The 23729-nt window shown below is 36.6% G+C and carries 24 protein-coding genes; 21 read left to right on the forward strand and 3 right to left on the reverse strand.

What is annotated here, in order from left to right; all coding sequences use genetic code 11:
- The first annotated feature begins 204 nt into the window (after positions 1 to 204).
- From H3T47_RS05560 to H3T47_RS05600, 9 genes are all read left to right on the forward strand, one after another.
- On the forward strand, positions 205 to 1236 hold the full coding sequence (locus tag H3T47_RS05560) for a sugar-binding domain-containing protein (protein WP_199282810.1): 1032 nt from the start codon (positions 205 to 207) through the stop codon (positions 1234 to 1236).
- 63 nt (positions 1237 to 1299) lie between these two features.
- Positions 1300 to 2316 carry a type I glyceraldehyde-3-phosphate dehydrogenase gene (gene gap, locus H3T47_RS05565; RefSeq protein ID WP_038521966.1) on the forward strand — a complete coding sequence of 339 codons (1017 nt, stop codon included), beginning with the start codon at positions 1300 to 1302 and terminating at the stop codon, positions 2314 to 2316.
- 106 nt (positions 2317 to 2422) lie between these two features.
- Positions 2423 to 3634 (forward strand): phosphoglycerate kinase, encoded by a 1212-nt coding sequence (gene pgk, locus H3T47_RS05570; RefSeq protein ID WP_187159146.1) that lies wholly within the window; start codon positions 2423 to 2425, stop codon positions 3632 to 3634.
- Between the two features lie 24 nt (positions 3635 to 3658).
- Entirely contained in the window at positions 3659 to 4414 is a 756-nt protein-coding gene (gene tpiA / locus H3T47_RS05575) for a triose-phosphate isomerase (RefSeq protein WP_038521973.1), read from the forward strand.
- 368 nt (positions 4415 to 4782) lie between these two features.
- A complete protein-coding gene (locus H3T47_RS05580) occupies positions 4783 to 5361 on the forward strand; it encodes a hypothetical protein (RefSeq protein ID WP_199282793.1) in 579 nt (192 codons plus the stop codon).
- 151 nt (positions 5362 to 5512) lie between these two features.
- Positions 5513 to 6151 (forward strand): hypothetical protein, encoded by a 639-nt coding sequence (locus H3T47_RS05585; protein ID WP_199282794.1) that lies wholly within the window; start codon positions 5513 to 5515, stop codon positions 6149 to 6151.
- Positions 6152 to 6283: 132 nt separating this feature from the next.
- Positions 6284 to 6889 (forward strand): hypothetical protein, encoded by a 606-nt coding sequence (locus H3T47_RS05590; RefSeq protein ID WP_038521981.1) that lies wholly within the window; start codon positions 6284 to 6286, stop codon positions 6887 to 6889.
- A 60-nt stretch (positions 6890 to 6949) separates the two neighbouring features.
- Positions 6950 to 7318 carry a hypothetical protein gene (locus tag H3T47_RS09260; protein WP_233335856.1) on the forward strand — a complete coding sequence of 123 codons (369 nt, stop codon included), beginning with the start codon at positions 6950 to 6952 and terminating at the stop codon, positions 7316 to 7318.
- Between the two features lie 301 nt (positions 7319 to 7619).
- Entirely contained in the window at positions 7620 to 9188 is a 1569-nt protein-coding gene (locus H3T47_RS05600) for an ABC transporter ATP-binding protein (protein WP_038521983.1), read from the forward strand.
- A 45-nt stretch (positions 9189 to 9233) separates the two neighbouring features.
- Here H3T47_RS05600 and H3T47_RS05605 read toward each other — a convergent pair whose 3' ends face one another.
- Both H3T47_RS05605 and H3T47_RS05610 read right to left on the reverse strand, forming a co-directional pair.
- Entirely contained in the window at positions 9234 to 9755 is a 522-nt protein-coding gene (locus H3T47_RS05605; RefSeq protein ID WP_038521986.1) for a hypothetical protein, read from the reverse strand.
- 10 nt (positions 9756 to 9765) lie between these two features.
- Positions 9766 to 10641 carry a Cof-type HAD-IIB family hydrolase gene (locus H3T47_RS05610; RefSeq protein WP_038521989.1) on the reverse strand — a complete coding sequence of 292 codons (876 nt, stop codon included), beginning with the start codon at positions 10639 to 10641 and terminating at the stop codon, positions 9766 to 9768.
- 178 nt (positions 10642 to 10819) lie between these two features.
- On the opposite strand from H3T47_RS05610, the gene H3T47_RS05615 reads away from it, so the two are divergent.
- Genes H3T47_RS05615 through tsaE form a run of 3 tightly spaced genes read left to right on the forward strand, consistent with a single transcriptional unit; the run spans position 10820 to position 13002 of the window.
- Positions 10820 to 11515 (forward strand): uracil-DNA glycosylase, encoded by a 696-nt coding sequence (locus H3T47_RS05615; RefSeq protein ID WP_038521992.1) that lies wholly within the window; start codon positions 10820 to 10822, stop codon positions 11513 to 11515.
- A 16-nt stretch (positions 11516 to 11531) separates the two neighbouring features.
- Positions 11532 to 12530, forward strand: a complete 999-nt coding sequence (pta, locus tag H3T47_RS05620) for a phosphate acetyltransferase (protein ID WP_038521995.1) — start codon at positions 11532 to 11534, stop codon at positions 12528 to 12530.
- Complete coding sequence (gene tsaE / locus H3T47_RS05625; protein WP_199282795.1) at positions 12520 to 13002, forward strand: tRNA (adenosine(37)-N6)-threonylcarbamoyltransferase complex ATPase subunit type 1 TsaE; 483 nt, start codon at positions 12520 to 12522, stop codon at positions 13000 to 13002. Before pta ends, tsaE begins: the two co-directional genes overlap by 11 nt.
- Positions 13003 to 13027: 25 nt before the next feature.
- Here the strand turns inward: tsaE and H3T47_RS05630 are convergent, their stop codons facing one another.
- Positions 13028 to 13561, reverse strand: a complete 534-nt coding sequence (locus H3T47_RS05630) for a 3'-5' exonuclease (protein ID WP_199282796.1) — start codon at positions 13559 to 13561, stop codon at positions 13028 to 13030.
- A 98-nt stretch (positions 13562 to 13659) separates the two neighbouring features.
- Between H3T47_RS05630 and murB the strand changes: the two genes are divergently transcribed.
- The 9 genes from murB to H3T47_RS05675 all read left to right on the forward strand — a co-directional run bounded on the left by murB (position 13660) and on the right by H3T47_RS05675 (position 23645).
- The gene (gene murB / locus H3T47_RS05635) at positions 13660 to 14559 is read left to right on the forward strand and encodes a UDP-N-acetylmuramate dehydrogenase (protein ID WP_199282797.1); all 900 of its coding nucleotides are present in this window, start codon (positions 13660 to 13662) and stop codon (positions 14557 to 14559) included.
- 44 nt (positions 14560 to 14603) lie between these two features.
- Positions 14604 to 15449, forward strand: a complete 846-nt coding sequence (gene cdaA, locus H3T47_RS05640) for a diadenylate cyclase CdaA (protein ID WP_038522004.1) — start codon at positions 14604 to 14606, stop codon at positions 15447 to 15449.
- The gene (locus H3T47_RS05645; RefSeq protein WP_199282798.1) at positions 15446 to 16423 is read left to right on the forward strand and encodes a YbbR-like domain-containing protein; all 978 of its coding nucleotides are present in this window, start codon (positions 15446 to 15448) and stop codon (positions 16421 to 16423) included. Before cdaA ends, H3T47_RS05645 begins: the two co-directional genes overlap by 4 nt.
- A gap of 19 nt (positions 16424 to 16442) precedes the next feature.
- Positions 16443 to 17795: a phosphoglucosamine mutase gene (gene glmM / locus H3T47_RS05650; RefSeq protein WP_199282799.1), complete on the forward strand. Its 1353-nt coding sequence runs from the start codon at positions 16443 to 16445 to the stop codon at positions 17793 to 17795.
- 205 nt (positions 17796 to 18000) lie between these two features.
- Positions 18001 to 19812: a glutamine--fructose-6-phosphate transaminase (isomerizing) gene (gene glmS / locus H3T47_RS05655; protein ID WP_199282800.1), complete on the forward strand. Its 1812-nt coding sequence runs from the start codon at positions 18001 to 18003 to the stop codon at positions 19810 to 19812.
- A gap of 132 nt (positions 19813 to 19944) precedes the next feature.
- Complete coding sequence (locus H3T47_RS05660) at positions 19945 to 20760, forward strand: Cof-type HAD-IIB family hydrolase (protein ID WP_038524960.1); 816 nt, start codon at positions 19945 to 19947, stop codon at positions 20758 to 20760.
- 24 nt (positions 20761 to 20784) lie between these two features.
- The gene (locus tag H3T47_RS05665; protein ID WP_038522014.1) at positions 20785 to 21222 is read left to right on the forward strand and encodes a CopY/TcrY family copper transport repressor; all 438 of its coding nucleotides are present in this window, start codon (positions 20785 to 20787) and stop codon (positions 21220 to 21222) included.
- 33 nt (positions 21223 to 21255) lie between these two features.
- Positions 21256 to 21966 (forward strand): hypothetical protein, encoded by a 711-nt coding sequence (locus H3T47_RS05670; protein WP_038522017.1) that lies wholly within the window; start codon positions 21256 to 21258, stop codon positions 21964 to 21966.
- A gap of 155 nt (positions 21967 to 22121) precedes the next feature.
- Positions 22122 to 23645: a glycosyltransferase gene (locus H3T47_RS05675; RefSeq protein WP_199282801.1), complete on the forward strand. Its 1524-nt coding sequence runs from the start codon at positions 22122 to 22124 to the stop codon at positions 23643 to 23645.
- Positions 23646 to 23729 lie beyond the last annotated feature (84 nt).

Here is a 23729-nt window from a genome sequence, read left to right on the forward strand (position 1 = left end):
ATCATCAAGCAAAATTGTTAAGACTTTTTAATGGACACAATTTTTCTTGAATTATTTTATAGGGGTTGCTATACTATAGGTGTCGATTGAGAAATGGGTAACTTATTTAGCATGAGTTCATGTTTCTCTTATATTTTTAGACAATCTGGGACAGTTAATGACAACAATTGGGTCAAAAAAGTCCCAGAAGAAGGAGAGATATTAATGTACTCGGAATTTCCCGTGCTTGAAGCTCTCGTTCCAGACATCTTAAAAGTTTTTCGGCAAAGATATCTTGTCCTTGAGCAAATTTCTTTTAATGCACCAGTAGGTCGTAGAAGTGTTGCTCAGTGTTTAGGACTTTCTGAAAGAAATGTGCGTACGGAAACAGAATATTTGCGAGATCACGGTTTGATCGAAATCAAAAGTTTCGGCATGTTTATGACAGAGAAGGGCAAAAAAATTTTGCAGGAAGCTGCTCCTCTAATTGATCGCTTGTTTAATGCAGGAAAGACTGAGATTGAGTTGGCCCGCAAGCTTGGTATTGAGCGCACGATTATAGTACCAGGAGATAGTGATTTACAAGAATTAGTTTATGAGAGAATGGGCGAAGAGCTTAATGCGGCTCTTGATTTGCTTTTACCATTAGGACATTCAATCATTACAGTTTTAGGCGGCGAAGCCCTTGCAAAGTCAACTAGGAACTTGTCTAAAAGTTTAAGCAAAAATCGACAATTGCAATTTGTGCCTGGTCGTGGTGCTTTAGGTGAAAATGTTGCTATTCAAAGTAACACCATTGTGCAAGAAATGGCAGCTGAAACTGGTGGTAGTTATAAAACGTTGTATTTACCAGAGCAGATTTCTTCGGCAGCTTATAAATCTTTAATTCGTGAATCGGCATTTACAGATGTACTTGAAGATATTTCACAGACAGATGTGGTAATTCATGGAATAGGGTTAGCTCACGATATGGCAAGACGCAGAGGATACGATTCGATTCGCTTATCCGAATTGCGTGAAAAAAAAGTAGTCACCGAATGTTTTGGGTGTTTTTTCGATGGTGAAGGGAAGATTGTTGACCGCGTGCCTCAGGTTGGCTTGCAGTTTGAGAATCTTAATAAAATACCCCACATATTTGCCTTTGCTTGTGGCGGCCGCAAGGCTAAAGCAATCAAAGCTTATATGCCTAATGCTCCGCATCAAACCTGGTTAATTACTGATGAGGGAGCCTCAGAGAAGATTTTAAAGGAGAAGTAATTCTCATTTAAAATAAATTGATGTAAACATATCTTACATAGTTCTTAAGGAGGACTTTAGAATATGACAGTTAAAATTGGTATTAACGGCTTTGGCCGTATTGGTCGTTTGGCATTCCGTCGGATCATGGACTTAGGCGAAAAGTCAAAGGATATTGAAGTTGTTGCTATTAACGACTTGACTACTCCAGCACTTTTGGCACACTTGCTAAAATATGACTCAACTCATGGTACTTTTGACCACGAAGTTTCAGCTACAGAAGATTCAATTGTTGTTGATGGTAAGAAATACCGTGTATACGCAGAACCTCAAGCTCAAAACATTCCTTGGGTTAAGAATGACGGTGTTGACTTTGTTCTTGAATGTACTGGTTTCTACACCAGCAAGGCTAAGTCACAAGCTCACCTTGACGCAGGTGCCAAGAGAGTCTTGATTTCAGCTCCTGCCGGCAATGACTTAAAGACTATTGTTTACTCAGTAAACGATGATACTTTAGATGCAGACGACAAGATCGTTTCAGCTGGTTCATGTACTACTAACTCATTAGCACCAATGGTTGATGCTTTGCAAAAAGAATTTGGTATTAAAGTAGCTACTATGACTACTATCCACGCTTACACTTCAACCCAAATGCTTTTGGACGGTCCTGTTCGTGGTGGTAACAAGCGTGCCGCTCGTGCTGCTGCTGTTAACATTATTCCTCACTCAACTGGTGCTGCTAAGGCTATTGGTCTTGTTGTTCCAGAATTGAACGGTAAAGTTAATGGTCACGCACAACGTGTTCCAGTTACTGATGGTTCATTAACTGAATTAGTTTCAATCCTTGACAAGAAAGTTACTGCTGACGAAGTTAACTCAGCATTGAAGAAGTACGAAAGCCCATCATTTGCTTACAACGATGACGAAATCGTTTCAAGTGATGTAGTTGGTATGACTGCTGGTTCAATCTTTGACCCAACTCAAACCATGGTAACTACTGCCGGTGACAATCAATTAGTTAAGACTGTTGCTTGGTACGACAATGAATACTCATTCACTTGCCAAATGGTTCGTACTTTGTTGAAATTTGCTACTCTTTAATCTGTAATATTTGATTACTGTTACGTGGCAAAAGAGAAGGCGGAGGGAAATTCTTCCTTCCGCCTTTTTTTCAAAATTAAAATAATTAAGTTATCGGAGGATATAGATGGCTAAATTAATTGTTTCTGACCTTGATGTAAAAGACAAAAAGGTTTTAGTCCGTGTTGATTTTAACGTGCCAATTAAAGATGGTGTGATTGGCGACGACAACAGAATTGTTGCTGCTCTTCCTACTATTAAATACATCATTGAAAATGGCGGTAAAGCAATTTTGCTTAGTCACTTGGGACGTGTTAAGTCAGATGACGATAAGAAAGAATTGTCTTTAAAACCAGTTGCTGAACGCTTAAGCGAACTCTTAAAGAAACCAGTAACTTTTGTTCCTGCTAATGAAGGCAAAGAAGTTGAAGACGCTGTTGCCAACATGCAAGACGGAGATGTTGCTGTTTTAGAAAATACTCGTTTCCAAGATATTGACAATGATTTTGGCAAACGTGAAAGCAAGAATGATCCTAAGTTAGGCGAATACTGGGCTTCATTAGGTGACATGTATGTTAACGATGCCTTTGGTACTGCTCACAGAAGTCACGCTTCTAACGTTGGTATTGCTGAAGCCATGAAGAAAGATGGTAAGCCTGTTGCTGCTGGTTTCTTAATGGAAAAGGAAATCAAGTTCTTAGGTGATGCTGTTGCTAACCCTGTACACCCATTTGTTACCATCTTAGGTGGTGCTAAGGTTTCAGACAAGATCGATGTTATTACTAACCTCATTCCAAAATCTGACCACATTTTAATTGGTGGTGGTATGGCTTATACTTTCTTAGCTGCTCAAGGCCATGAAATTGGTAAATCTTTATTTGAACCAGATAAAGTTGATCTTGCTAAAAAATTGTTAAAAGACGCTGATGGCAAGATTGTATTACCTGTTGACAACGTTGCAGCAACTGAATTTTCAAACGATGCTGCCCGTAAAGTTGTCGGTGATGATATTCCAGAAAACATGATGGGTCTTGATATCGGTCCTAAGACTGTTGCCAAGTTCAAAGATGTTTTAAAAGATGCCAAGACTGTTGTTTGGAATGGACCAATGGGTGCCTTTGAAATGTCAAACTTTGCTGAAGGTACTCTAGAAGTTGGTAAGGCTCTTGCTGATTTAACTGATGCTACTACTATTATCGGTGGTGGTGACTCAACTGCAGCCGCTAAACAACTTGGTATCGCTCCAAAGATCACCCACATTTCTACTGGTGGTGGTGCTTCTTTGCAATATCTTGAAGGTAAAGAATTACCAGGAATTGCCTGCATTTCAGACAAGTAAACTTTAAGAAAGGACATTATTTACATGCGTACACCAATTATTGCTGGTAACTGGAAATTACATATGAATCCAGAGCAAACAAAGGAATTTGTTGCTGCTGTAAAGGACAAGTTGCCAGAAGCAAGTAAAGTTGAAGCTCTGATTTGTGCCCCAGCCGTTGACCTTGAAAGTTTAGCTCAAGCTGCCGCTGGTTCAAACTTGCGTGTTGGTGCAGAAAATGCTTATTTCGAAGATGAAGGTGCCTTTACTGGCGAAACTTCACCTAAAGTTTTAAAAGAAATGGGCATGAATTACTGCATTATTGGTCACTCTGAACGTCGTGGTTACTTCCACGAAACAGACGAAGACATTAATAAGAAAGCTAAAGCTTTATTTGCTAATGACGTTACTCCAATTATTTGCTGTGGTGAATCACTTGAAACTCGTGAAGCCAACAAACAAGAAGATTGGGTTGTTAGTCAAATCAAGGCTGCACTTGCTGGCTTATCAGCCGATCAAGTTGCTAGTTTAGTTATTGCCTATGAACCAATCTGGGCTATTGGAACCGGTAAGACTGCCAGTTCTGATCAAGCTGAAGAAATGTGCAAGACTATTCGTGATACTGTCAAGGATTTGTATAATGAAGAAACTGCAGAGAATGTTAGAATTCAATACGGTGGTTCTGTAAATCCAGGCAATGTTAAAGAATTAATGGCTAAACCTGATATTGATGGTGGTTTAGTCGGCGGTGCTTCACTTAAACCTGATTCATTCTTAGAATTAGTAAATTACCAAGATTAATTTTTAACTGTATATAACCAAAAAGTCTCTGATTTTTCAGAGGCTTTTTTGTTTATATATGTTTAATACCGATAACATTACTAAAAATAAACAAGTTACAAGTTGTTAATTATATAGTCATGTATTAAAATTTAATATATTAATTAAACTATTTCATTTAATTAATGATAATCTCGAAAAGAATAATGAAAAAATAAGTCAAATTTAAGTTTATTTTGGCTACTAACCTAAAAGGGAAAAAGCGCATGAGAGTATTGACATATGCACTACCGGTCTCAGATTACATAGGTAAAAAGTACTATACTGTAAAATATGAGAAGATTTGCTAAAAAATCAGCTTTTATTAACTCAGAAGGGGGAAAAGAAAATTGAATAAACAGGTAAAAAATAGCAAAATAAAGATGCTTATTGCTATAACTATGTCTTTAGCACTTGGATTGTTGGCAGGAAAAGCCAGTGATAGTAGCTTGTTAAATACAAATATGGTTGTTCAGGCAGCTCATGTAAAAGGCAATTTAGGGATACTGACCACACCGAAAAAGATGCGTGGCACCTGGTATGGCAAAGCTTTTGATTTAAACTATAAATCTAAAGTACTTAATAAATTAAGGGTAAAAGCTCATAAAATTGATTCTAATGAATTACATAGACAAGACACTAATGCCAAGGGGATCAAAAATACTAAGCAAACTAGAAATTGGGTAAAGGCTTTTTACCCTGTAACTTTTAAAAAAGACAAAAATATAAAGTATATCTTAATGTTTCCTTGGTTTAGTCCTGCTGCATCAGGTTGGAGCTTGGGTATATATCATTACAAAGGACACCGCGTTTTAATTGAAAGAACCACTTCTTCTTATAGAATAACTAATGTTTATTGGCGCTCAGTTAAGCTAGCTAGAATGTATGGTGGTAAAAAACCAAAGGAGTTAAAAACATACGCTCAATGATAAAAACATTTTAACGAATTTTGTTATAGTCGATGCAAATGTCTCTGATTTTTCAGAGGCTTTTTTGTTTAATATTTTTACTATCACTTGCTTTTATCATAGTGCGTGTCCATAATAGAATGAAATAATTCCAATAGGGGAGGCAAATACTATGAAATTACATAAAACACTTACTTGGTCAGTTGTTGTAGCTGCTTTAGCTGCAGCAAGCGGAATTAGTGTGAATCAAACAAATTTGGTTCAAGCGGCTACTTCAAAAAAAGCCCAAAATACTGTCAACAAAACCAAATATGGCTTTAAGAGAGACTTTATTTTTCCTAAATCTTGGCAAGTCAAATGGTATAGTAATACTCATGATAAGTTAAGTAAAATGACCATTAAAAAGAATGGTTTCATAACACCTTGGACCGGCGAGTATGTTGAATTGGTTTCAGCAGGTAAAGTAAAGGGCACAAATAAGTACTTGTGGCAAATGCCTCAAAGTTGGTTTACCAAGCATGATAAAATCTTCAAACATTTGGGTCGAGTAACAACTAATAAGATTAACAACAAAAAATGGACTGTCTATAGTCCAATAGATGAAAACAATATTGAAATTGGTTTCGCTTTTAGATTAAAGAACGAAAAAAATGCTGGTAAAACCCAAAAAGTATTATTTGAGGCTAATCCCAAAACTGGTGAAGTTATTGACCAGTTCTTCCCTTCACCAAAATTAGCTAAGAAATATCAACATTATAATTTTAAGGGTGAAACATACGCACCTTCATTTAATCAATATCAAGAAAAGTAAATACATCTGATTTAGAACTAATTCTCAGCTTGAGAATTAGTTTTTTCATACTAAATTGAATTACTTTGAAGGACCAACAAGTTTATAATTATTGCTATAATGAATAAAATATTTTTTTACAGGAGAGAAAAAATGGTCAAAAAATTTATTACCATGTTTGCACTAGCAAGTTTGGCAATGTCTATGACAGTGCCAGTTGGAAGTGTTCAACCAAAAACTGTGCAAGCTGCGCAAATAACCAAAAGCAAATATGGGTTTGATAAACAATTTAAATTTCCTAAAACTTGGCGTGGAAAATGGTATAGCAACAACAATTTCACTCCCAATCCCATGAATATTCATACATCTGCAATCAATCTACCGTTAACCAATGAATATATTAAAGTAATTAAAGTCGGCATGGTCAAGGGTACAAAGAAATATCCTTGGGAAATGTCTTCGGCCTGGCAAGAGAAAAATCAGAACGTTTTAGCAAAATATTTACGAGCATCGAGTAAAAAATTGCGTGGGAGTAAATGGATTGTATTAAGTCCAGTACAGGAAAAAACAACTAAAAATGGGAATGCTTTCACAGTTAAGACTGAAAAAATAGCCGGTAAAAAGTATAAAGTGTTATTTCAAAGTAATCCAGAAGACGGGTTAGTAACCAACCAATTTTTTAAAACAAAATCTTTAACTGATAAATATAGTGCTTATGAATTTAAAAATGTGAAATATAGTAAAGTTAATCCGCGATAGTAGCAAGCTGCAATCTTAAATATTATGATTGCAGCTTTTAATTTTTAAAAAGGAGGAAAAGTGAAACTATTAGTAACAGGAGATAGCATTATTGCGCGTAACGAAGGTTTATCAAAGCCACGCATCAATGTTGAACTGCAGCAAAAAGTACTGGAATTAAAATTAATTAATACTGCTGTGTCTGGTATCAATTCTGGAGCCTTTTATTCATTACTACCCCAGTTAGTACTTAAGATTGACTGTTGTGACAAGTTGCTTTTACTTCTAGGTACTAACGATATTGCACAGCATAAACAAGTTCCCCGAAGCCAATTTAAAATTAATATGGGTTTGATCATTTCTAGTGTGATTTATTCATATTATCCGCAAAATATAATTTTGGTTTCACCACCGGCTATAGGTAAAAATAAGCAAAAAAAAGAGAACTAACCAAAAAATCACATCTTATACTTCTGATTTTAAAAAATTGGCAACTACATATAAATTGCAATTTATCAATCTTTTTCAGGCCATGATTGCTTAAGGCAATTTAACAACGCTTTGTAAACGTCAATTAGATGACGGCTCACATTTTGGTGCAGAGGGATACCAACTGTTAGCCAACCTGATTGTAGCAAAGTTGGCGATTGACAGACGGTAAAACTAGAGCAGCTGTTGACATATTTTCTCTTTTTGCTATGATAAAAATTAAAATTTAATTAAATGTATATTGTTGTTAAGGAGGGCCAAAATGTCTCAATATCTGAAAAAACATGCACTTGCAGTTATAGCAGCTTGTCTACTATTATTAGTAAATTCAGTATTGCAAGTTTTGGCTGCTACCAAGATGGCTGTCTTGGCAAATTACTTAATTGCCGGAAAAATTAGTCCCTTTGTTGACATGCTTATATTTATTTTCTTACTTTGGTTTCTGACCTTTATCATTTCTTTTCTCGAAAAATATATTCAAGAAACTGTGACACAAGACATTCTCAGTGATATTCGCAATGATATAGTCACTAGTCTAATTGAACTTCCGCAAAATAAATTTAAACAAAATCCGGTTGACTATTATGAATCATACCTGCAAAATGATGTCAATTTAATCCATAAAGAAGGGCTGGATACTTTTTTTCTCATTGTCCGTTTTAGCGGTAATGCTATTTTTGCTTTAGTAGCACTATATCTTTATAGTTATATTTTATTTATTGTAGCAATCATGCTCGTGACTTTAATCGTCTTAGTGCCACGTTTATGTAAAAAATTTTTGACTACTGGTGTAACCGCGATTTCGCAGGCTAATGAGCAGTTCTTAAAATACACGAGTAGTGGTTTACACGGCTACGATACCCTTTATGCTTTTAATGTTTTACCTGAAATTAAAAAGCTGGTGGCAGCGGGGTCACAAGCATTAAAGAAAGCAAATGTTCATAACACTGTCAGAAGATCTACTGTTGATATCGTCACCGGAGTAATTAATATTGGCAGTCAACTACTGATTTTAGGCGTTACTGGTTGGCTGCATTTTAAAGGCGTACTCACAGCAGGCGCAATTTTAGCAACCGCCGAATTAGGGACTAAAGTTTTTGATTCCGCTGGCATAATTAACCGCTACTTTGCCCAATTACTCTCTACTTCAAGCATTTTTACCAAGTTTAATAATTTAAAGCAAGCGCTAAAAACTGCTAGTCCTAAATTTCTTGCAGCCACTTTTCCGTTAGAGTTTAAAACGCTTGAATTTAAAAATGTTTCTTTTTCTTATCCGAATGCCAAAGAACAAGTACTGCATGACTTTTCTTTTGTTTTTGAAAAGGGCGCTTTTTACAAATTAAACGGGATTTCTGGACGGGGAAAATCCACATTACTGAAATTGGCTACAGGGCAACTCATTCCTACCAAGGGGGAAATTCTTTTAAATGGTGTTAATATTGCCACTATCCCTCGTAACGTAATAAATTCAATAATTATCTATATGCCGCAAACAGTTACAATGTTTCCGCGCTCCATTGATTATAATATTTTGCTGGGGCGTAATTATGATAAGGCAAGTCTGAATAAGGTAAAACAAGATTTTGAAATTGATGAAAATTGGCAATATGATTCTTTATCAGGTGGGCAAACTCAACGTGTTGCTTTAGCTAGGCTGATAGATACAAAAGGCAAATTAATTTTACTTGATGAAAGTTTTTCCAGTATTGATCTGAAAACGGCACAAGGTTTATTGCAAAAACTACTTAAGCGAATAGAAACTGTAATAGTAGTTTCTCATCGTGATGAAGAAGTAGCCAATTTTCCTTTTAAAGATTTGTCATTGAATTAAAAAACGTTAGGAGCTAGATGAAATTTCATCTGGCTGCTAACGTTTTTAGTTGAAATTAACATTATACTTTCTGCCGATTGGAGGAAAAGTAGGTAATCTTAAAGGTGTCGTATGCCATTGAGTGAAAAGTGTGGCACACAATAGAATAAAGGGCACATCTTCTGGACGCTCAATATCACAAATTAGCACAACGCCTTGATTGCGCACGACGGTTTCAACGGTAGCAACTTTTTTGATGCCAAACAAAAACTTATAGCTTCCTTTTTTGATACTACCCGAAACAATGTAGTTTAATCTGGTGATATAGAAAAGGTTGGCTATTTTATTATTAAGTCTTTTGACTTTAACTAATGAATGGTTTACAACATCAATTGTATATGACGAAATAATGCCACCGCCATCTGTATATAGACGACCTATTTCTTCATTGTTAATTTTTTTCAAATAAAGGGTATGATTAGGATTATCTAAATTGCCTTGAATGATATATTGAATTTTTCCATTGTCATTTGCGACAGGAATTTGACCATATTCCTGCTTTTGAGTTAATTCCAATAAGTAGCGCATTTAAGCACCTCTATTCTTCAGCGTTATTTTTGATAAATTTCTTTAAAATATAAGCAACTCCATTATCATCATTAGATTTTGTTTTGACTTGGGCTAATTTTTTGATAGCGGGTACCGCATTTGCCATTGCAACACCAACTCCGGCATCTCTAATCATACTAGCATCATTGAGGTTATCGCCAATTGCGGCTACTTCTTCTTTTTTAAAACCTTTTTTCCTGGCATAATCTAAAAGTGCAGGTCCTTTTTGCGCTTTAATATCATTGATCTCAATGTTGGCCGCCGCGCTCGAAGTTACCGCAACTCCCCCTAAAGACATAATTTCCTTTTTGGCACTGGAAAAAGCGGCAGGCCCGTGAGCATCAAACGAGATAATTTTCATAATCTCCGTTTTGGGATCGGCTAATAACTGGTCAAAATCTTCCACCAAAGTCATACTTAACATGGCGTTGCTACCAGCTGCTGTTGCTACCGCCTTTTTGAAAGTCACTCCCGGATTAAGCGACATCAAAGAACGCGCTAAATTAACTACACGTTTACTAATATCATTTGAATATATTTTATCAGCTGTAACCAATTCAAAATACAGCTGATTTTTAAGTAAAATGTGTGCAATTAATTTCGCTTTTTCATTTGGCAATTGATGCTTAACTTGTAATTGCTCATTTGCATCATAGACCAAAGCACCATTAATATTAATGAAACCAGTTTTGAGACCATATTCGCGCATATTTTTGCGTGACTGCTGCGGTGAGCGGCCTGTTGCCACTAAGAATTCGATCCCATTTTTTTGGGCTAATTTAATTGCAGCAGCATTTTCTTCTGAAATAGTCATGTTGCTGTTAAAAAGGGTACCGTCTAAATCGCAAGCTACTAACTTAATCACAGCTTACTTACTCCTCCTATATAGGTCATTTGATTATCTACCATATTATCATATATGAAGAAGTTATTACTTTTATATTTTGAGATAATAAAAAGAATTAAAAAGTAGCAAATTCTCCCACATTGATAATTAATTTCATGATACCATAAAAGTTAGTGAAAGAGAGGATGTTGTGGTAATGAAAAAGTTTATTGGTAATGACTGGGATGAAATTCTGGCTCCTGTTTTTGCGAGTGATCGATACCAGCAGCTGCATGAGTTTTTAAAAAAAGAATATGCGACTAAAAGAATTTTTCCTGACATGTACCATATTTTTACTGCTTTTAAGTTAACTTCATTTGCAGATACAAAAGTTGTTATATTAGGACAGGATCCTTACCATAACCCTGGACAAGCTACAGGTATGAGTTTTTCAGTTATGCCGGGTGTCAAGTTGCCGCCATCTCTGCAAAATATTTATAAAGAATTGTATGATGATGTCGGCTGCAGACCAGTTAATCACGGTTATTTGAAAAAATGGGCTGATCAAGGTGTCTTACTTTTAAATGCGGTTCTCACAGTTCCTTACGGACATGCTAATGGTCACCAAGGGAAAGGTTGGGAAGAAGTAACGGATGCCGCAATTAAGGCTTTAAGTGATCGCGGTAAAGTGGTTTTCATACTTTGGGGACGTTACGCCCAAAATAAAATCGTTTTAATTGACCAAGACAAAAATTTTGTGATTAAATCAGCTCATCCAAGTCCTTATTCAGCTGATAGAGGATTTTTTGGTTCAAGACCTTTTTCCCGTTGTAATGCGGCTTTGAAAGAATTTGGTGAAGTTCCGATTGATTGGCAGTTACCAGCCAAAGTTACGCAGACAGATTTAGCATAGAAAAGAACTAGATTATATGAGTGTTTTTGATTTATTAAAAAATAAAGTCCAAAATTCTAATAAAACTTATCAAATTGTTTTTCCTGAAGGAAATGATTTGCGTGTTTTAAAGGCAGCCAGTAAATTGTCGCTGGCTGATATCGTTAAACCAATTTTATTAGGTGAACCTGAAGAAATTAAGGCTTTAATCACAAAAGAAAATCTTGAATTTTCGCAGTTAGAAATTATTGATCCACTTCACTACGAAAAGCAAAAAAATATGGTGCAGAAATTCATTGACGCACGCAGAAAAGACATTGCAAAAAGTGAGGCAGAAAAGGCACTGGAAGACCCTAATTATTTTGGGACGATGCTGGTCAAAATAGGTCAAGCTGACGGCATGGTTTCTGGTGCTACTCATTCAACTGCTGCCACTGTCCGCCCAGCCTTGCAGTTGATTCATACTGCAGCTGGTATGAACAGGGTATCTGGCAGTTTTATCATGGAACGTGCACAAGAAAAATATATTTTTGCCGATTGTGCAATTAATATTGATCCTGATAGTGAAACATTAGCGGAAATTGCATACCAGTCTGTTCAAACAGCACGAATGATTAATATTGACCCTAAAGTAGCATTTTTAAGTTTTTCAACTAACGGTTCTGCTAAAGGCGAAATGGTCACCAAAGTCAAAGAAGCTGCAACAATCTTCCATCAGCAACATCCAGAAATTGTTTCTGATGGTGAACTGCAATTCGATGCCGCGTTTGTCCCCGATGTAGCAGCCAGCAAAGCACCTGCTTCTGCTTTAAAGGGTCAAGCTAATATTTTTATATTTCCTGAATTGCAATCTGGCAATATTTCTTATAAGATTACCCAACGCTTGGGAAACTTTACTGCCATTGGCCCCATCTTGCAGGGGCTGCAAAAACCAGTGAATGATCTTTCTCGCGGAGCAAATACTCAAGATATATATCATATTGCAATTTTGACTGCTGCACAGGCATTACTTAGGGATGAACAAAATGAAGGTTAATGTTAATTCCGCACGTGAAATGCAGAATATTGGTGCTGCAATTGCTGATACAGCACAGGCGCATGACTTGTTGCTGCTAAACGGTGATCTGGGAGCGGGGAAAACCACTCTAACTCAAGGTATTGGTTCCGCTTTAGGAATTAAGCGGCCTGTTAAAAGTCCCACTTTTACGATAGTCAGAGAATATCCTGAGGCCAGATTGCCTTTATTTCATATGGATTTTTATAGACTTGAAAATGATGATTTATCTTCAATTGATTTAAATGGCTATTTAACAGAGCCGGGTTTAGTGGTAATCGAATGGCCAGAAGTAGTTCAGGCACAATTACCCCAGGAGTTTTTACAAATTACTATTAAACGTGTTGACGATAGCTGGGATTCCACTAAACGGATAATTGAATTTGAGCCGCAAGGACAGAGAAATAAAGCTTGGGCTGAACAAATTTTAAGTTTAATTGCAAAGAAAAAGTAGAGCTTTATGCTCTACTTTTTTTAGATTAAATTTGGTAAACCAGGTTTTTAAGTGTTTCATCGCCAAATTGTTTATTTTGTGCTATTAAAATACCCGCACAGGCCTCACTATCACTTAAAGCATTGTGGTGGTGCCATAATTCAACGTTTAATGCTTTTGCAACGGTATCGAGTTTATGATTAGGTAGATTTGGTTCAAGTAACTTACTCGATTGTAAAGTATCAAGTACAAAGTAATGTGGTTCTGCAATATCATAACGGGCTAAACTTTGATGCATGACGTTGGTGTCAAAGCGGGCGTTATGAGCTGTCACTAACATTCCGGGTTGAAACAAAGCTTTAATTCTGGGCCAAACTTCTGACATTGTCGGTGCATCTTGCACGTCTTCGGCTGTAATATCATGAATCTGAATATTCCTTGAGTCAAAAGGCATCTGCGGATTGATTACAGTGTAGAAACGGTCAACAATGACATTATTTCGTACCATTACTAACGCCAAAGAACAAGCGCTTTCCGGATGACGATTGGCAGTTTCAAAATCCATCGCTATAAAATTCATTTTTTCTCCTTTAAAACTTAATTTTAGTATAACATATGATGAAGCTGGTTTCGTAATGCGGTAAAATAGTAAAAGATTATATAAAGGGGATTTTTGTTTTGAAATTAACAGATTTAGCAAAAGAAGGTATTGAAATAAGAAGGCAAGTTCCACTAAGTAAGTACACCTTCACCAAAACAGGTGGACCAGCGGAATTTTTGGCTTTTCCCCAAAATGAAACTGAACTTAAAAAGTTGGTTGTGACCACCTATAATAATAAAATTCCCTTAACGATAATAGGTAATGCTTCTAACTTAATAATCCGGGATGGTGGCATTTCTGGCTTGGTAATAATTTTAACAAACATGAATCAAATTAAGGTTCAAAAAACCAAAGTTATTGCTCAAGCGGGTGCCACAATTGTTGATACTGCATTTACTGCAGCTGGAAGCTGTCTTAGTGGTTTGGAATTTGCGGCAGGTATACCAGGAAGCATTGGCGGAGCTGTATTTATGAATGCCGGCGCTTATGGGGGTGAAACATGTAATGTAGTTGAAAATGTCAAAGTATTAACGCGTTCAGGAAAAATTAAAAACTATGCTAGAGAAGACATGAAATTCTCTTATCGTCATTCGTTAGTGCAGGAAACTGGCGATATTGTTCTTGAAGCTACTTTTGCCTTAAAAAGCGATGTTAAAAGTCGCATTTTAGCAGACATGAATTACTTCAATGCCTTGCGTAAGTACAAACAGCCTTTGGAATATCCTTCATGCGGTAGCGTTTTTAAACGACCAGCAGGTCACTATGTGGGGCCAATGATTATTCAAGCTGGCTTGCAAGGCAAACAAATTGGGGGTGCCCAGGATTCAACTAAACACGCCGGCTTTATTGTTAATAAAGGCAATGCAACTGCGACTGATTATCTTGACTTAATTCATTTAATTCAAAAAAGAATCAAGTCACAATTTGGTCTTGATTTGCACACAGAGGTTAGAATTATTGGTAACCCAAAAAATTGAACTGATACTAAAATTGTGCTTATTTAAATGGGAAAGGAGTATTTATGCAAACTAGCGGTATACATATTTTTACTTGGGCAAACTTATCAACAATTCTTGATGTGCTGATAATCTGGTTTGTAGTCTATCACTTGGTTATCTTAATTAGAGGAACCAAAGCAGTTCAACTAGCCAAGGGCATTGTTCTAATTTTTATTGTCAGAATTATTGCTGGAGTACTGCAATTGCATACAACCACTTGGCTGATTGACCAAATTGTTTCTTGGTCTGTGGTTGGCATTATAGTGATTTTTCAGCCAGAAATTAGACGTGGGCTTGAACATTTAGGCCGTCTGCCTATTTTTGGTGGTCGTGAAGAGAGTGCTCGTGATGAATCAATCAAATTTATTAATGAACTGGACAAAGCTATTCAGTACATGTCAAAGAGACGGATTGGTGCGCTAATCACTGTGCAACAGGAAACGGGTTTGGAAGATTACATTGAAACTGGAATTAAGCTCAATGCTGATGTCACAGGAGAATTGCTTATCAACATTTTTATTCCTAATACTCCATTGCATGACGGTGCTGTAATTATTAACAAGGATCACAAAATTGCGGTAGCTGCAGCTTACTTGCCTTTGTCTGATAACAGCATGATTCCTAAACGGTTAGGAACACGTCATAGAGCTGCAGTTGGTATTTCAGAAGTAACTGATGCGATTACGATTGTAGTTTCAGAAGAAACGGGTGGTGTGACAATAACTCGTAATGGGCGCTTTTTAGTGGACATGACACGTGATGAATATCTGAAATATCTCAAAGCAGAATTGGTACCTAAGAAAAATAGCAATGATAAATGGTATCAAAAAATCCTGCGGAAACTGTGGAAATGGGGTGCTGACCGATGAAAGAATTTTGGAAAAAATCTTGGTTTATCAGACTCGTTTCACTCTTAATAGCCGTTTTACTGGTTATTTATGTTAATTCCACTCAAGAAGGCTTTTTATCTCAAGGGCAAACTGAAAAAACTAAGCAAACTGCTAATAAAACTCAAACCATTAAAGTACCTTTGCAGGTTTCTGTTGATACGGATAAATATTATGTAGTTGGTTATCCGGAAAAGGTAAGTGTGACTTTAGAAGGATCCGCTGCTCTGGTAACTTCGACTATAAATACGCAAAATTTTCGTGCTTATATTGATTTAACCAAAAAAAGTATTGGTATGCACAATGTCAAAATTCACGTTAATGGCATTAATAAACAAATTTCTTATTCTATTAACCCGCGGAGTGTAGAAGTTGATATTCAGCGCAGAAAGTCTACGACAATGCCTGTACAGGTAGAGTATAATAAAGGTGCTGTTGCTCAAGGTTATCAACTAGGTCATGCGAGTGTTTACCCACAACAGGTTGAGGTAACAGGAGCGCGGTCTGAAGTCGATCAAATTGATCAAATAATAGCCAAAGTAGTTTTGCCAAATAATATTGATCATACCTTTGAAAGACAAGTTAACCTGGTTGCTGAAGACCATAAAGGTAGGCAGTTAAATGTCATTATTGATCCAGCAACAGCTAAAGTTTCAATACCGATTACAATATCTAAAAAGTCAGTTAAAATGAAACTTGAACCTGAACATGAAAAATTGGATAGAATCTATTCTCTTTCATTAAAACATAATTACGTTACGTTATATGGTAACAAGAATGCTCTGGCTAAGATCAAACACCTCAGGGTTCCAATTGATTTAGCTTCTATTACAAGTTCGACTACCAAAACTGTAACTCTTAATCTGCCAGATGGAGTAGTTAAAGCTAATCCTAACCAGGTTGAAGTTGAAATAAAAGTGGAGAAAGCAAACAATTCTAGAAATAAAAATAATTAATTAGAAAGGTTGTTTAGTAATGTTGAAATATTTTGGCACAGATGGTGTACGCGGGGTGGCTAATCAAGAACTATCACCTGAAATGGCTTTTAAGTTAGGTCGTGATGGTGGTTATGTCCTAACCAAAAACAAGACTAAAGAAGAACAGGCAAAAGTATTGGTCTCACGTGATACCAGAATATCTGGTCAAATGTTGGAGTATGCCTTAATATCTGGACTGTTGTCAGTCGGAATTGAGGTTTTAGAGGTGGGAGTGATTACTACACCTGGTTTATCATATTTAGTTCGCGCTCAAGGTGCCGACGCAGGTGTACAAATTTCAGCTTCACATAATCCAGTTGAAGATAATGGTATCAAGTTCTTTGGTAGTGACGGTTTGAAATTATCCGATGAGATGGAAGAAGAAATTGAAAAACTAATAGATGCACCGGAGGATAAATTACCTCGACCATCTGCTAAAGGGCTTGGGTCCGTTACAGATTTTCATGAAGGCAGTGCTAAATATTTACAGTTTATCGAAAATACTATTCCAGAAGAACTTGATGGTATTAAAGTGGTAATTGATGGTGCAAACGGTGCAGCTAGCAGCCTTATTTCCCGTTTATTTGCTGATTGCGGGGTAGATTTTACCACTATTGCTACTCATCCAAACGGCTTGAATATCAATGACCATGTTGGCGCAACCCATACTAAAAAATTACAGGAAGAAGTAGTTAAACAAAAGGCTCAACTTGGTTTGGCTTTTGATGGTGATGCCGATCGCTGTATTGCGGTGGATGAGAATGGCAATGAAGTCGATGGCGATCATATCATGTATATTTTGGGCAGCTACATGGAAGATGGTGGCCGCTTGAAAAAAGATACAATTGTTACCACAGTAATGAGTAATCTTGGCTTTACTAAAGCTTTAGCAAGACGCGGCATCAAAAATGTACGTACTCAGGTAGGAGACCGTTATGTATCAGAAGAAATGCGAGCAAACGGCTTTAATCTGGGCGGTGAACAATCTGGTCACGTAATTATGAGCGATTATCATAATACTGGTGATGGGATGCTGACCGGACTGCATTTAATGTTGGTAATGAAGAGAACTGGTAAAACTTTGTCGGAATTGCTAACCGATTTTAAGGAGTATCCGCAATGCTTGGTTAACGTACCAGTTAAGGATAAAAAGAACTGGAAAGAACACCAACCAATTTTAGACGTGATAAAAGAAGTTGAAAAAGAGATGGGTGATGATGGGCGCATTTTAGTTCGTCCATCCGGTACCCAGTCCTTATTGCGAGTTATGGCTGAAGGACCGACTCAAGAAGAAACCGATGCCTATGTCAAGAGAATTACTGATGTAGTGGAAAAAGAAATGGGCGCTTAAAGGTTAAAAATTCAAATTTAAAAAGCAGGCAAATTAATTTTGCCTGCTTTTTGTGTTAATGATAGTTGTTTCACAATACAGTATAGACCAATTATGGAAAACATTACTTGACCAATTACAATATAAAGGCTAATATTCCATACGTGACGTAAATATATAAATTAGCCCAAAAATATAAGATTTAACTAGACCAAAGGAGAAACACATGTGTGGAATTGTCGGAATAATTGGAAAATCAGCTAGAGAAATAGTTTTAAATGGCTTGTCTAAATTGGAGTATCGGGGATATGATTCAGCAGGAATATACCTTAATGATTTGGCAGGAAAAGAATTTTTAACTAAAACCACTGGTCGTATTCAGGATTTAAAAAATAAAATGAAACCTGATGAACAGGGCCAAGTCGGTATCGGACATACACGCTGGGCTACTCATGGCAAACCAACTGAGGCAAACGCCCATCCCCAGTTTGATGAAACTAAGCGTTTTTATTTGGTTCACAATGGTGTTATTGAGAATTACCAAGATTTAAGTAAAAAATATCTTAATAATGCGTCATTCAAGTCTGATACGGATACGGAAGTGATCGTTCAATTAATTAGTAAAATTGCACGAGAAAAAAACGTCGATGCTTTGACTGCTCTCAAAGAAGTTTTGACTATGATCAAGGGGTCCTATGCTCTTTTGTTAGTTGATAACCAGCATCCAGATCATATTTATATTGCCAAAAACAAGTCACCACTACTATTGGGTTTGGGCGCAGACTTTAACGTTATTGCTTCTGATGCTCTTTCCGTATTAGACCAAACAAAAACTTTTGTTGACTTGCATGACGGCGAAGTGGGTGACATTACCAAAAATGGTTACCAAATTGAAACTATTAGTGGCGCGCAAGTTACAAGGGAACCTTATCAATTAAATGTTGCTGAAGACGCTGCTTCTAAGGGTACTTATGATTTTTACATGTTGAAAGAGATATGTGAACAGCCAGGTGTTTTAAGGCATTTAGATCAATTTTATCTTGATCAAAATGGCAAGCCTAAAGTTAGTGCGGCAATAATTGATGCTTTGGCAAAGGCTGATAAATTATATATTTTTGCTGCCGGCACGAGCTATCATGCCGGTTTAGTGGGAAAACTACTTTTTGAAAAATTAACCAAAATTCCCACTGAAGTTGGATTTGCATCAGAGGCTGGCTATCATTTTCCAATGATGTCACAACATCCCTTCTTTATCTTTTTGTCGCAATCTGGTGAAACCGCCGATTCGAGAGTGGTGCTTCAAGAGGCAATTAAGCGCAATATTCCGAGTTTGACTTTAACTAACGTCCCAGAATCTACTTTAGCGCGTGAAGCTAATTATTCAATGGCGCTTGAAGCCGGTCCAGAAATCGCTGTTGCTTCAACTAAAGCATATACCGCGCAAGTAGCTGTTCAAGCGGTAATTGCCAAAGCTTTAGGTGAAAAAATGGTCGATGATGATGCTGCGGCATTCAATCTCAAACAGAATTTAGCCTTGGCTGCAGAGGGAATTGAACAGGTAATTTCCAATCAGGAAAAGATAGAGCAGCTGGCACAAAAAGATTTAATACCATCCCGCAATGCATTTTATATTGGTCGTGGAATTGATTATCCGGTAGCGTTAGAAGCAGCACTTAAGCTCAAAGAAGTTTCATACATTCAAACTGAAGGCTTTGCAGCAGCTGAATTGAAGCATGGCACCATTTCATTAATTGAAAAGGGGACTCCTGTTATTGCCTTGATTAATAACCCACTAACAGCTGATCTGATGCGGGGTAATATTCAGGAAGTAGTTGCACGAGGAGCAAACGTTATTACTATTGTCAATAAATCATTAGCGCAAACAGGTGACGATATTATTTTGCCTGAAGTAGACTACTACTTATCGCCATTAGTTACGGTTGTAGTGACACAGCTTTTGGCTTATTTTGCGGCTAAAGACAAGGGTCTGGATGTTGATAAGCCACGTAATTTGGCAAAAAGTGTGACTGTTGAGTAAAACAAACCGCCAATTTCATTTATGATCTAGATAAAATCCTATTTAAACAGAATATTTCTTGAAAAAGTCGTAAGTAATTACGACTTTTTGTATAATAAAGAAGATAATGAAGAAATGTGGGAGGAAATTATTTTGTCAATTAAGTTAATTGCGGTTGACCTAGATGGTACTTTACTGACGAGTACCAAACAAATCTTACCTGAAACAGAAAAACTTCTTAAACAAGCTGATAGTCAGGGAATAAAAGTAGTTTTAGCAAGCGGCAGACCATTATCCGGAGTTATACCTTTTAACCAACAATTAGGCTTGATAGGTAAAAAGCAATACGACATCGTTTTTAATGGTGCAGTTATACAGGATCTTGCAGGTAACGTCTTGATGAATGAAGAAATGAATTACCGGGATTTCACTAATATGCGCCGACTGCAGCGATTGGCCCATGTGAATCTTCATTTTGAAACGCCTGAATGTTATTGGACTTGTGATCGTGATATAGGTGTTAATTTAGCCGATAGCGCCACCAATACTAATAATTTAATCAAAGTCCGCAAAGCTGAGGAAATTCCTCAAGATTTTGCTTTTAATAAAGTAGGCCTTAGTGTTCTAAGTGATGTTAAAGAAGTAGATAAATTGTGGGAAAATATTCCCCAATGGGCATTTGCCAAATATGATGTGGTCCGCAGCTTTTCAACGATAGTTGAAATTAATATTAAAGATGCTTCAAAAGGCAATGCTTTAATGGAACTGGCGGACAGGTTAAAGATCAGGCCGGATCAAGTAATGGTTTTTGGCGATCAGGGCAATGATATCTCAATGTTTAGTAATCCAGATTTTAAAAAGATTGCTATGGGCAATGCGATTGAAATGATTAAAGAAAATGCCGATTTTGTGACCGACGATAATGATCATGACGGAATTGCCAAAGCACTAAAAAAATTTGTTCTGTAGTAAAATAAAGTTGAGTTGATTATTATGGTAGAAAAAAATAGAGAACATAATATTTCCGAAGCTGAATGGGAAGTTATGAGAATAGTGTGGACGTTGGGCGAGATTCATACTGGTGAGATCATTAAACAGCTCCAAGCCAAAAAGAATTGGTCTGAATCGACTATTAAGACTCTAATGGGTCGCTTAGTCAAAAAAGGACTGCTAAAAACGCGTAAAGATGGCCGTCGTTTTGTTTATTCGGCCACAGTTACTCAGATTGAAATGATGATCGCAGTAACTAAAGAGATGATGAACCACATGTGTGATATGCACAAAGGTCAAGTCTTGATCGCTATTCTCAATGATATGCCTCTTTCTGAAGGTGATATTAACAAGATCGAAGGAGAACTTGCTCATAAAAAGGAGCATGCTCCCAAGATGATTAAGTGTAACTGCTTAGCTTCGGGACAACACGACTGTTAGATTGATGTTAATTTGACTGTGGAGGCTAGGTTAATGAAAAAAATTGCTAATATATTGCTACGTCTGATTTTTACTGCGGCAGTTTGTATTTCAGGCTTTTTAGTTATGGAAGCACCGATAACTCTGAATGTCAAAAATGTACGGACAATGGCGCAAACGGTGATTAAGAAAAGTGTTAATAACACGGGTGACTCCAGACTGATTGGCACATTGAAGTTGGCAAAAGACTTTGGTGTAGAAGACAAGATTTTAGAACAGCTACCTAAAAAATATCATTATGACTTGTCTTATGTCAGTTTGTATGACTTAAGCGCAAGTTACCAAGCAAATGGCGAAGTAACAGCGAAAAATCTTTCCTTCCCAGAAAATAATGACGTTCAAAAAACTGTCAGTAAATTAATGTTGAATAGAATTAATGATGGACTTGATAATAATAGCAACAAGGTAAATCGCGCAATTAATATTTTTCATTATTTCTTCTTTGCAGCAATACTATTATTCATTTTAGCAGCACTCCTGATACTTTTCGGTAAATATTGGGCTGCCATCATTTTACTGATTTCTACTGTAGGTTCTTTTGGTGCATTACAGTTTTTTGCTAATCAAGTGATTCAATGGCTTGAAAGTAATACTGCCCGTGGTTTTACCATAATTACGTCACCGATTTTATGGACTGGCTTAGCTATTGGAATAATAACTGCTATAATTTGGCCGTTAGTTTTGAGACTTACCAAAAAAGATTAGTGATTATATAAAGTACAAATAAAGCATTGATTCAAGGTCAGTTTGAATCAATGCTTTTTATGGTGGTATTTATGCTTTTAAAAACCATTTTAAATAATAAAATATATGCTAAAATTGGTAAGGATAGTTAAAATGTGAGAATAAAAGGTAAAATAATGTATTATTTTTTAGATAGTAAATTAGATGCAAATAGTTCAGGAATAGAACACGCAGAAGTTAAAAGGCTAAAGTTGTTTAAACGTAATCATGTCAAAGCGAAAATAACGACGAGTGAATTTAACCGTTTTGGTCATCGTAATTTGGCTCTTTATGGGTTGGACGATGATGATTACGTTAATATGTTTGACTTTTTTGCCGGAACCGTTAATTATGCCAGTCGCATTGTCACACTAAAAGACTTGCCCATTCCAGGTTTTAACCAGGTGAAGAAAATTACTAATGGTTATGAAGTATATGAAGACAATCGTAAAACCATGACCATTAATATGTTCCCTAATGGCAGTGTAGATACGATTATATATTATAATGGCGATGTTCACCGTATCAAAGAGGATTTTTATGATACACGTGGTTTTAAGAGCCTGACCCAGATTTTTGATACAGCTGATGACCATTTGGTCTACGAATTATTTTTCCGTCCGAACAATACCATTTATTATGAGATTTCTTACGAAAAAAGACCAACTTATTACCCAGCAACTAACATTCAGTTAACAGATGTTCATGGAGTTGTCCATTCGCTAATGAATAGCGGTCAAGCATTCACCATTATGCTTGACCAATTGAATGAGCAAGATGGGGCTGAAAAATCCACGTTTATTTCTGACCGCAGCAATATTACTAACGTACCCATGATTAACATGAAAACACCGGCTAGAAAAATTGAGCATTTTCATAATATTCATTTTAGGGATTACTGGGATCCAAGTTCTCCACTGACTTACAATTCTATTTCCAACAATGAATTATTAAGCAAGACTGATTTAGTTATTACGCCAGGAAAACATCAGGCAGATGACATGCGTAAAAGGTTGAGAACGCAGGTGCCGATAGTTTCAATACCAGTTGGAATAGTTCCTGATGAGCAGCTACAGGCAGAACATATTCCAATGAGTGAACGGACTAAAGGAAAAATAATAATCATAGCCAGATTATTTTATGAAAAGCGTATCGACGATGCGATCAAAGCCTTTAATCAGGCTTATCAAAAAAATGATTCTTTAACATTGGATATTTATGGTTATGGCGACGGTAACGATAATTTTAAAGAAGAAAAAATGCTAAAGAAATTGGTGCAGGATCTTGGATTAGAAGATGTTATTCATTTTATGGGTTATACGCAAGATATGGATTCTGTGTATGACAATGCGCAGCTTTCAGTTCTTTCTTCACGGTATGAAGGAGCACCACTTTCAATAGTTGAAGCCCAATCACATGGTGTGCCCGTAATCGCTTATGATATTAACTATGGTCCTGCAGATCTGATTGCAGATGGGCAAAGCGGCTTTATTGTTCCTAGTGGTCATATTGATGAATTAGCAGCCAAAATTACTGAATTTTTTGCTAGTCCTAAATTACGCAGAAAATTGAATGAGGGAGCTTATGAAAATGCCAAACGTTCATCCAGTGAGAATGTTTGGCGCTACTGGCAAAAATATGTGATTGATACAGATAGATAAGCATTTTAAAAATAATTCACCTTGAAAATCAAGGTGAATTTTTCTTTCTTTTAAATTGATTGCATTTCAAAAAAATGTGAGTTA

This window comes from Lactobacillus sp. W8093 (assembly GCF_016100925.1).
GTDB classification, from domain to species: domain Bacteria; phylum Bacillota; class Bacilli; order Lactobacillales; family Lactobacillaceae; genus Lactobacillus; species Lactobacillus helsingborgensis.

Excerpts from the sequence above, each read along its gene's own strand:
- H3T47_RS05560 (WP_199282810.1), top strand. The coding sequence starts at position 205 with ATGTACTCGGAATTTCCCGTGCTTGAAGCTCTCGTTCCAGACATCTTA.
- gap (WP_038521966.1), top strand. The coding sequence starts at position 1,300 with ATGACAGTTAAAATTGGTATTAACGGCTTTGGCCGTATTGGTCGTTTG.
- pgk (WP_187159146.1), top strand. The coding sequence starts at position 2,423 with ATGGCTAAATTAATTGTTTCTGACCTTGATGTAAAAGACAAAAAGGTT.
- tpiA (WP_038521973.1), top strand. The coding sequence starts at position 3,659 with ATGCGTACACCAATTATTGCTGGTAACTGGAAATTACATATGAATCCA.
- H3T47_RS05585 (WP_199282794.1), top strand. The coding sequence starts at position 5,513 with ATGAAATTACATAAAACACTTACTTGGTCAGTTGTTGTAGCTGCTTTA.
- H3T47_RS05590 (WP_038521981.1), top strand. The coding sequence starts at position 6,284 with ATGGTCAAAAAATTTATTACCATGTTTGCACTAGCAAGTTTGGCAATG.
- H3T47_RS05600 (WP_038521983.1), top strand. The coding sequence starts at position 7,620 with ATGTCTCAATATCTGAAAAAACATGCACTTGCAGTTATAGCAGCTTGT.
- H3T47_RS05605 (WP_038521986.1), bottom strand. The coding sequence starts at position 9,755 with ATGCGCTACTTATTGGAATTAACTCAAAAGCAGGAATATGGTCAAATT.
- H3T47_RS05615 (WP_038521992.1), top strand. The coding sequence starts at position 10,820 with ATGAAAAAGTTTATTGGTAATGACTGGGATGAAATTCTGGCTCCTGTT.
- pta (WP_038521995.1), top strand. The coding sequence starts at position 11,532 with ATGAGTGTTTTTGATTTATTAAAAAATAAAGTCCAAAATTCTAATAAA.
- tsaE (WP_199282795.1), top strand. The coding sequence starts at position 12,520 with ATGAAGGTTAATGTTAATTCCGCACGTGAAATGCAGAATATTGGTGCT.
- H3T47_RS05630 (WP_199282796.1), bottom strand. The coding sequence starts at position 13,561 with ATGAATTTTATAGCGATGGATTTTGAAACTGCCAATCGTCATCCGGAA.
- cdaA (WP_038522004.1), top strand. The coding sequence starts at position 14,604 with ATGCAAACTAGCGGTATACATATTTTTACTTGGGCAAACTTATCAACA.
- H3T47_RS05645 (WP_199282798.1), top strand. The coding sequence starts at position 15,446 with ATGAAAGAATTTTGGAAAAAATCTTGGTTTATCAGACTCGTTTCACTC.
- glmM (WP_199282799.1), top strand. The coding sequence starts at position 16,443 with ATGTTGAAATATTTTGGCACAGATGGTGTACGCGGGGTGGCTAATCAA.
- glmS (WP_199282800.1), top strand. The coding sequence starts at position 18,001 with ATGTGTGGAATTGTCGGAATAATTGGAAAATCAGCTAGAGAAATAGTT.
- H3T47_RS05665 (WP_038522014.1), top strand. The coding sequence starts at position 20,785 with ATGGTAGAAAAAAATAGAGAACATAATATTTCCGAAGCTGAATGGGAA.
- H3T47_RS05670 (WP_038522017.1), top strand. The coding sequence starts at position 21,256 with ATGAAAAAAATTGCTAATATATTGCTACGTCTGATTTTTACTGCGGCA.
- H3T47_RS05675 (WP_199282801.1), top strand. The coding sequence starts at position 22,122 with ATGTATTATTTTTTAGATAGTAAATTAGATGCAAATAGTTCAGGAATA.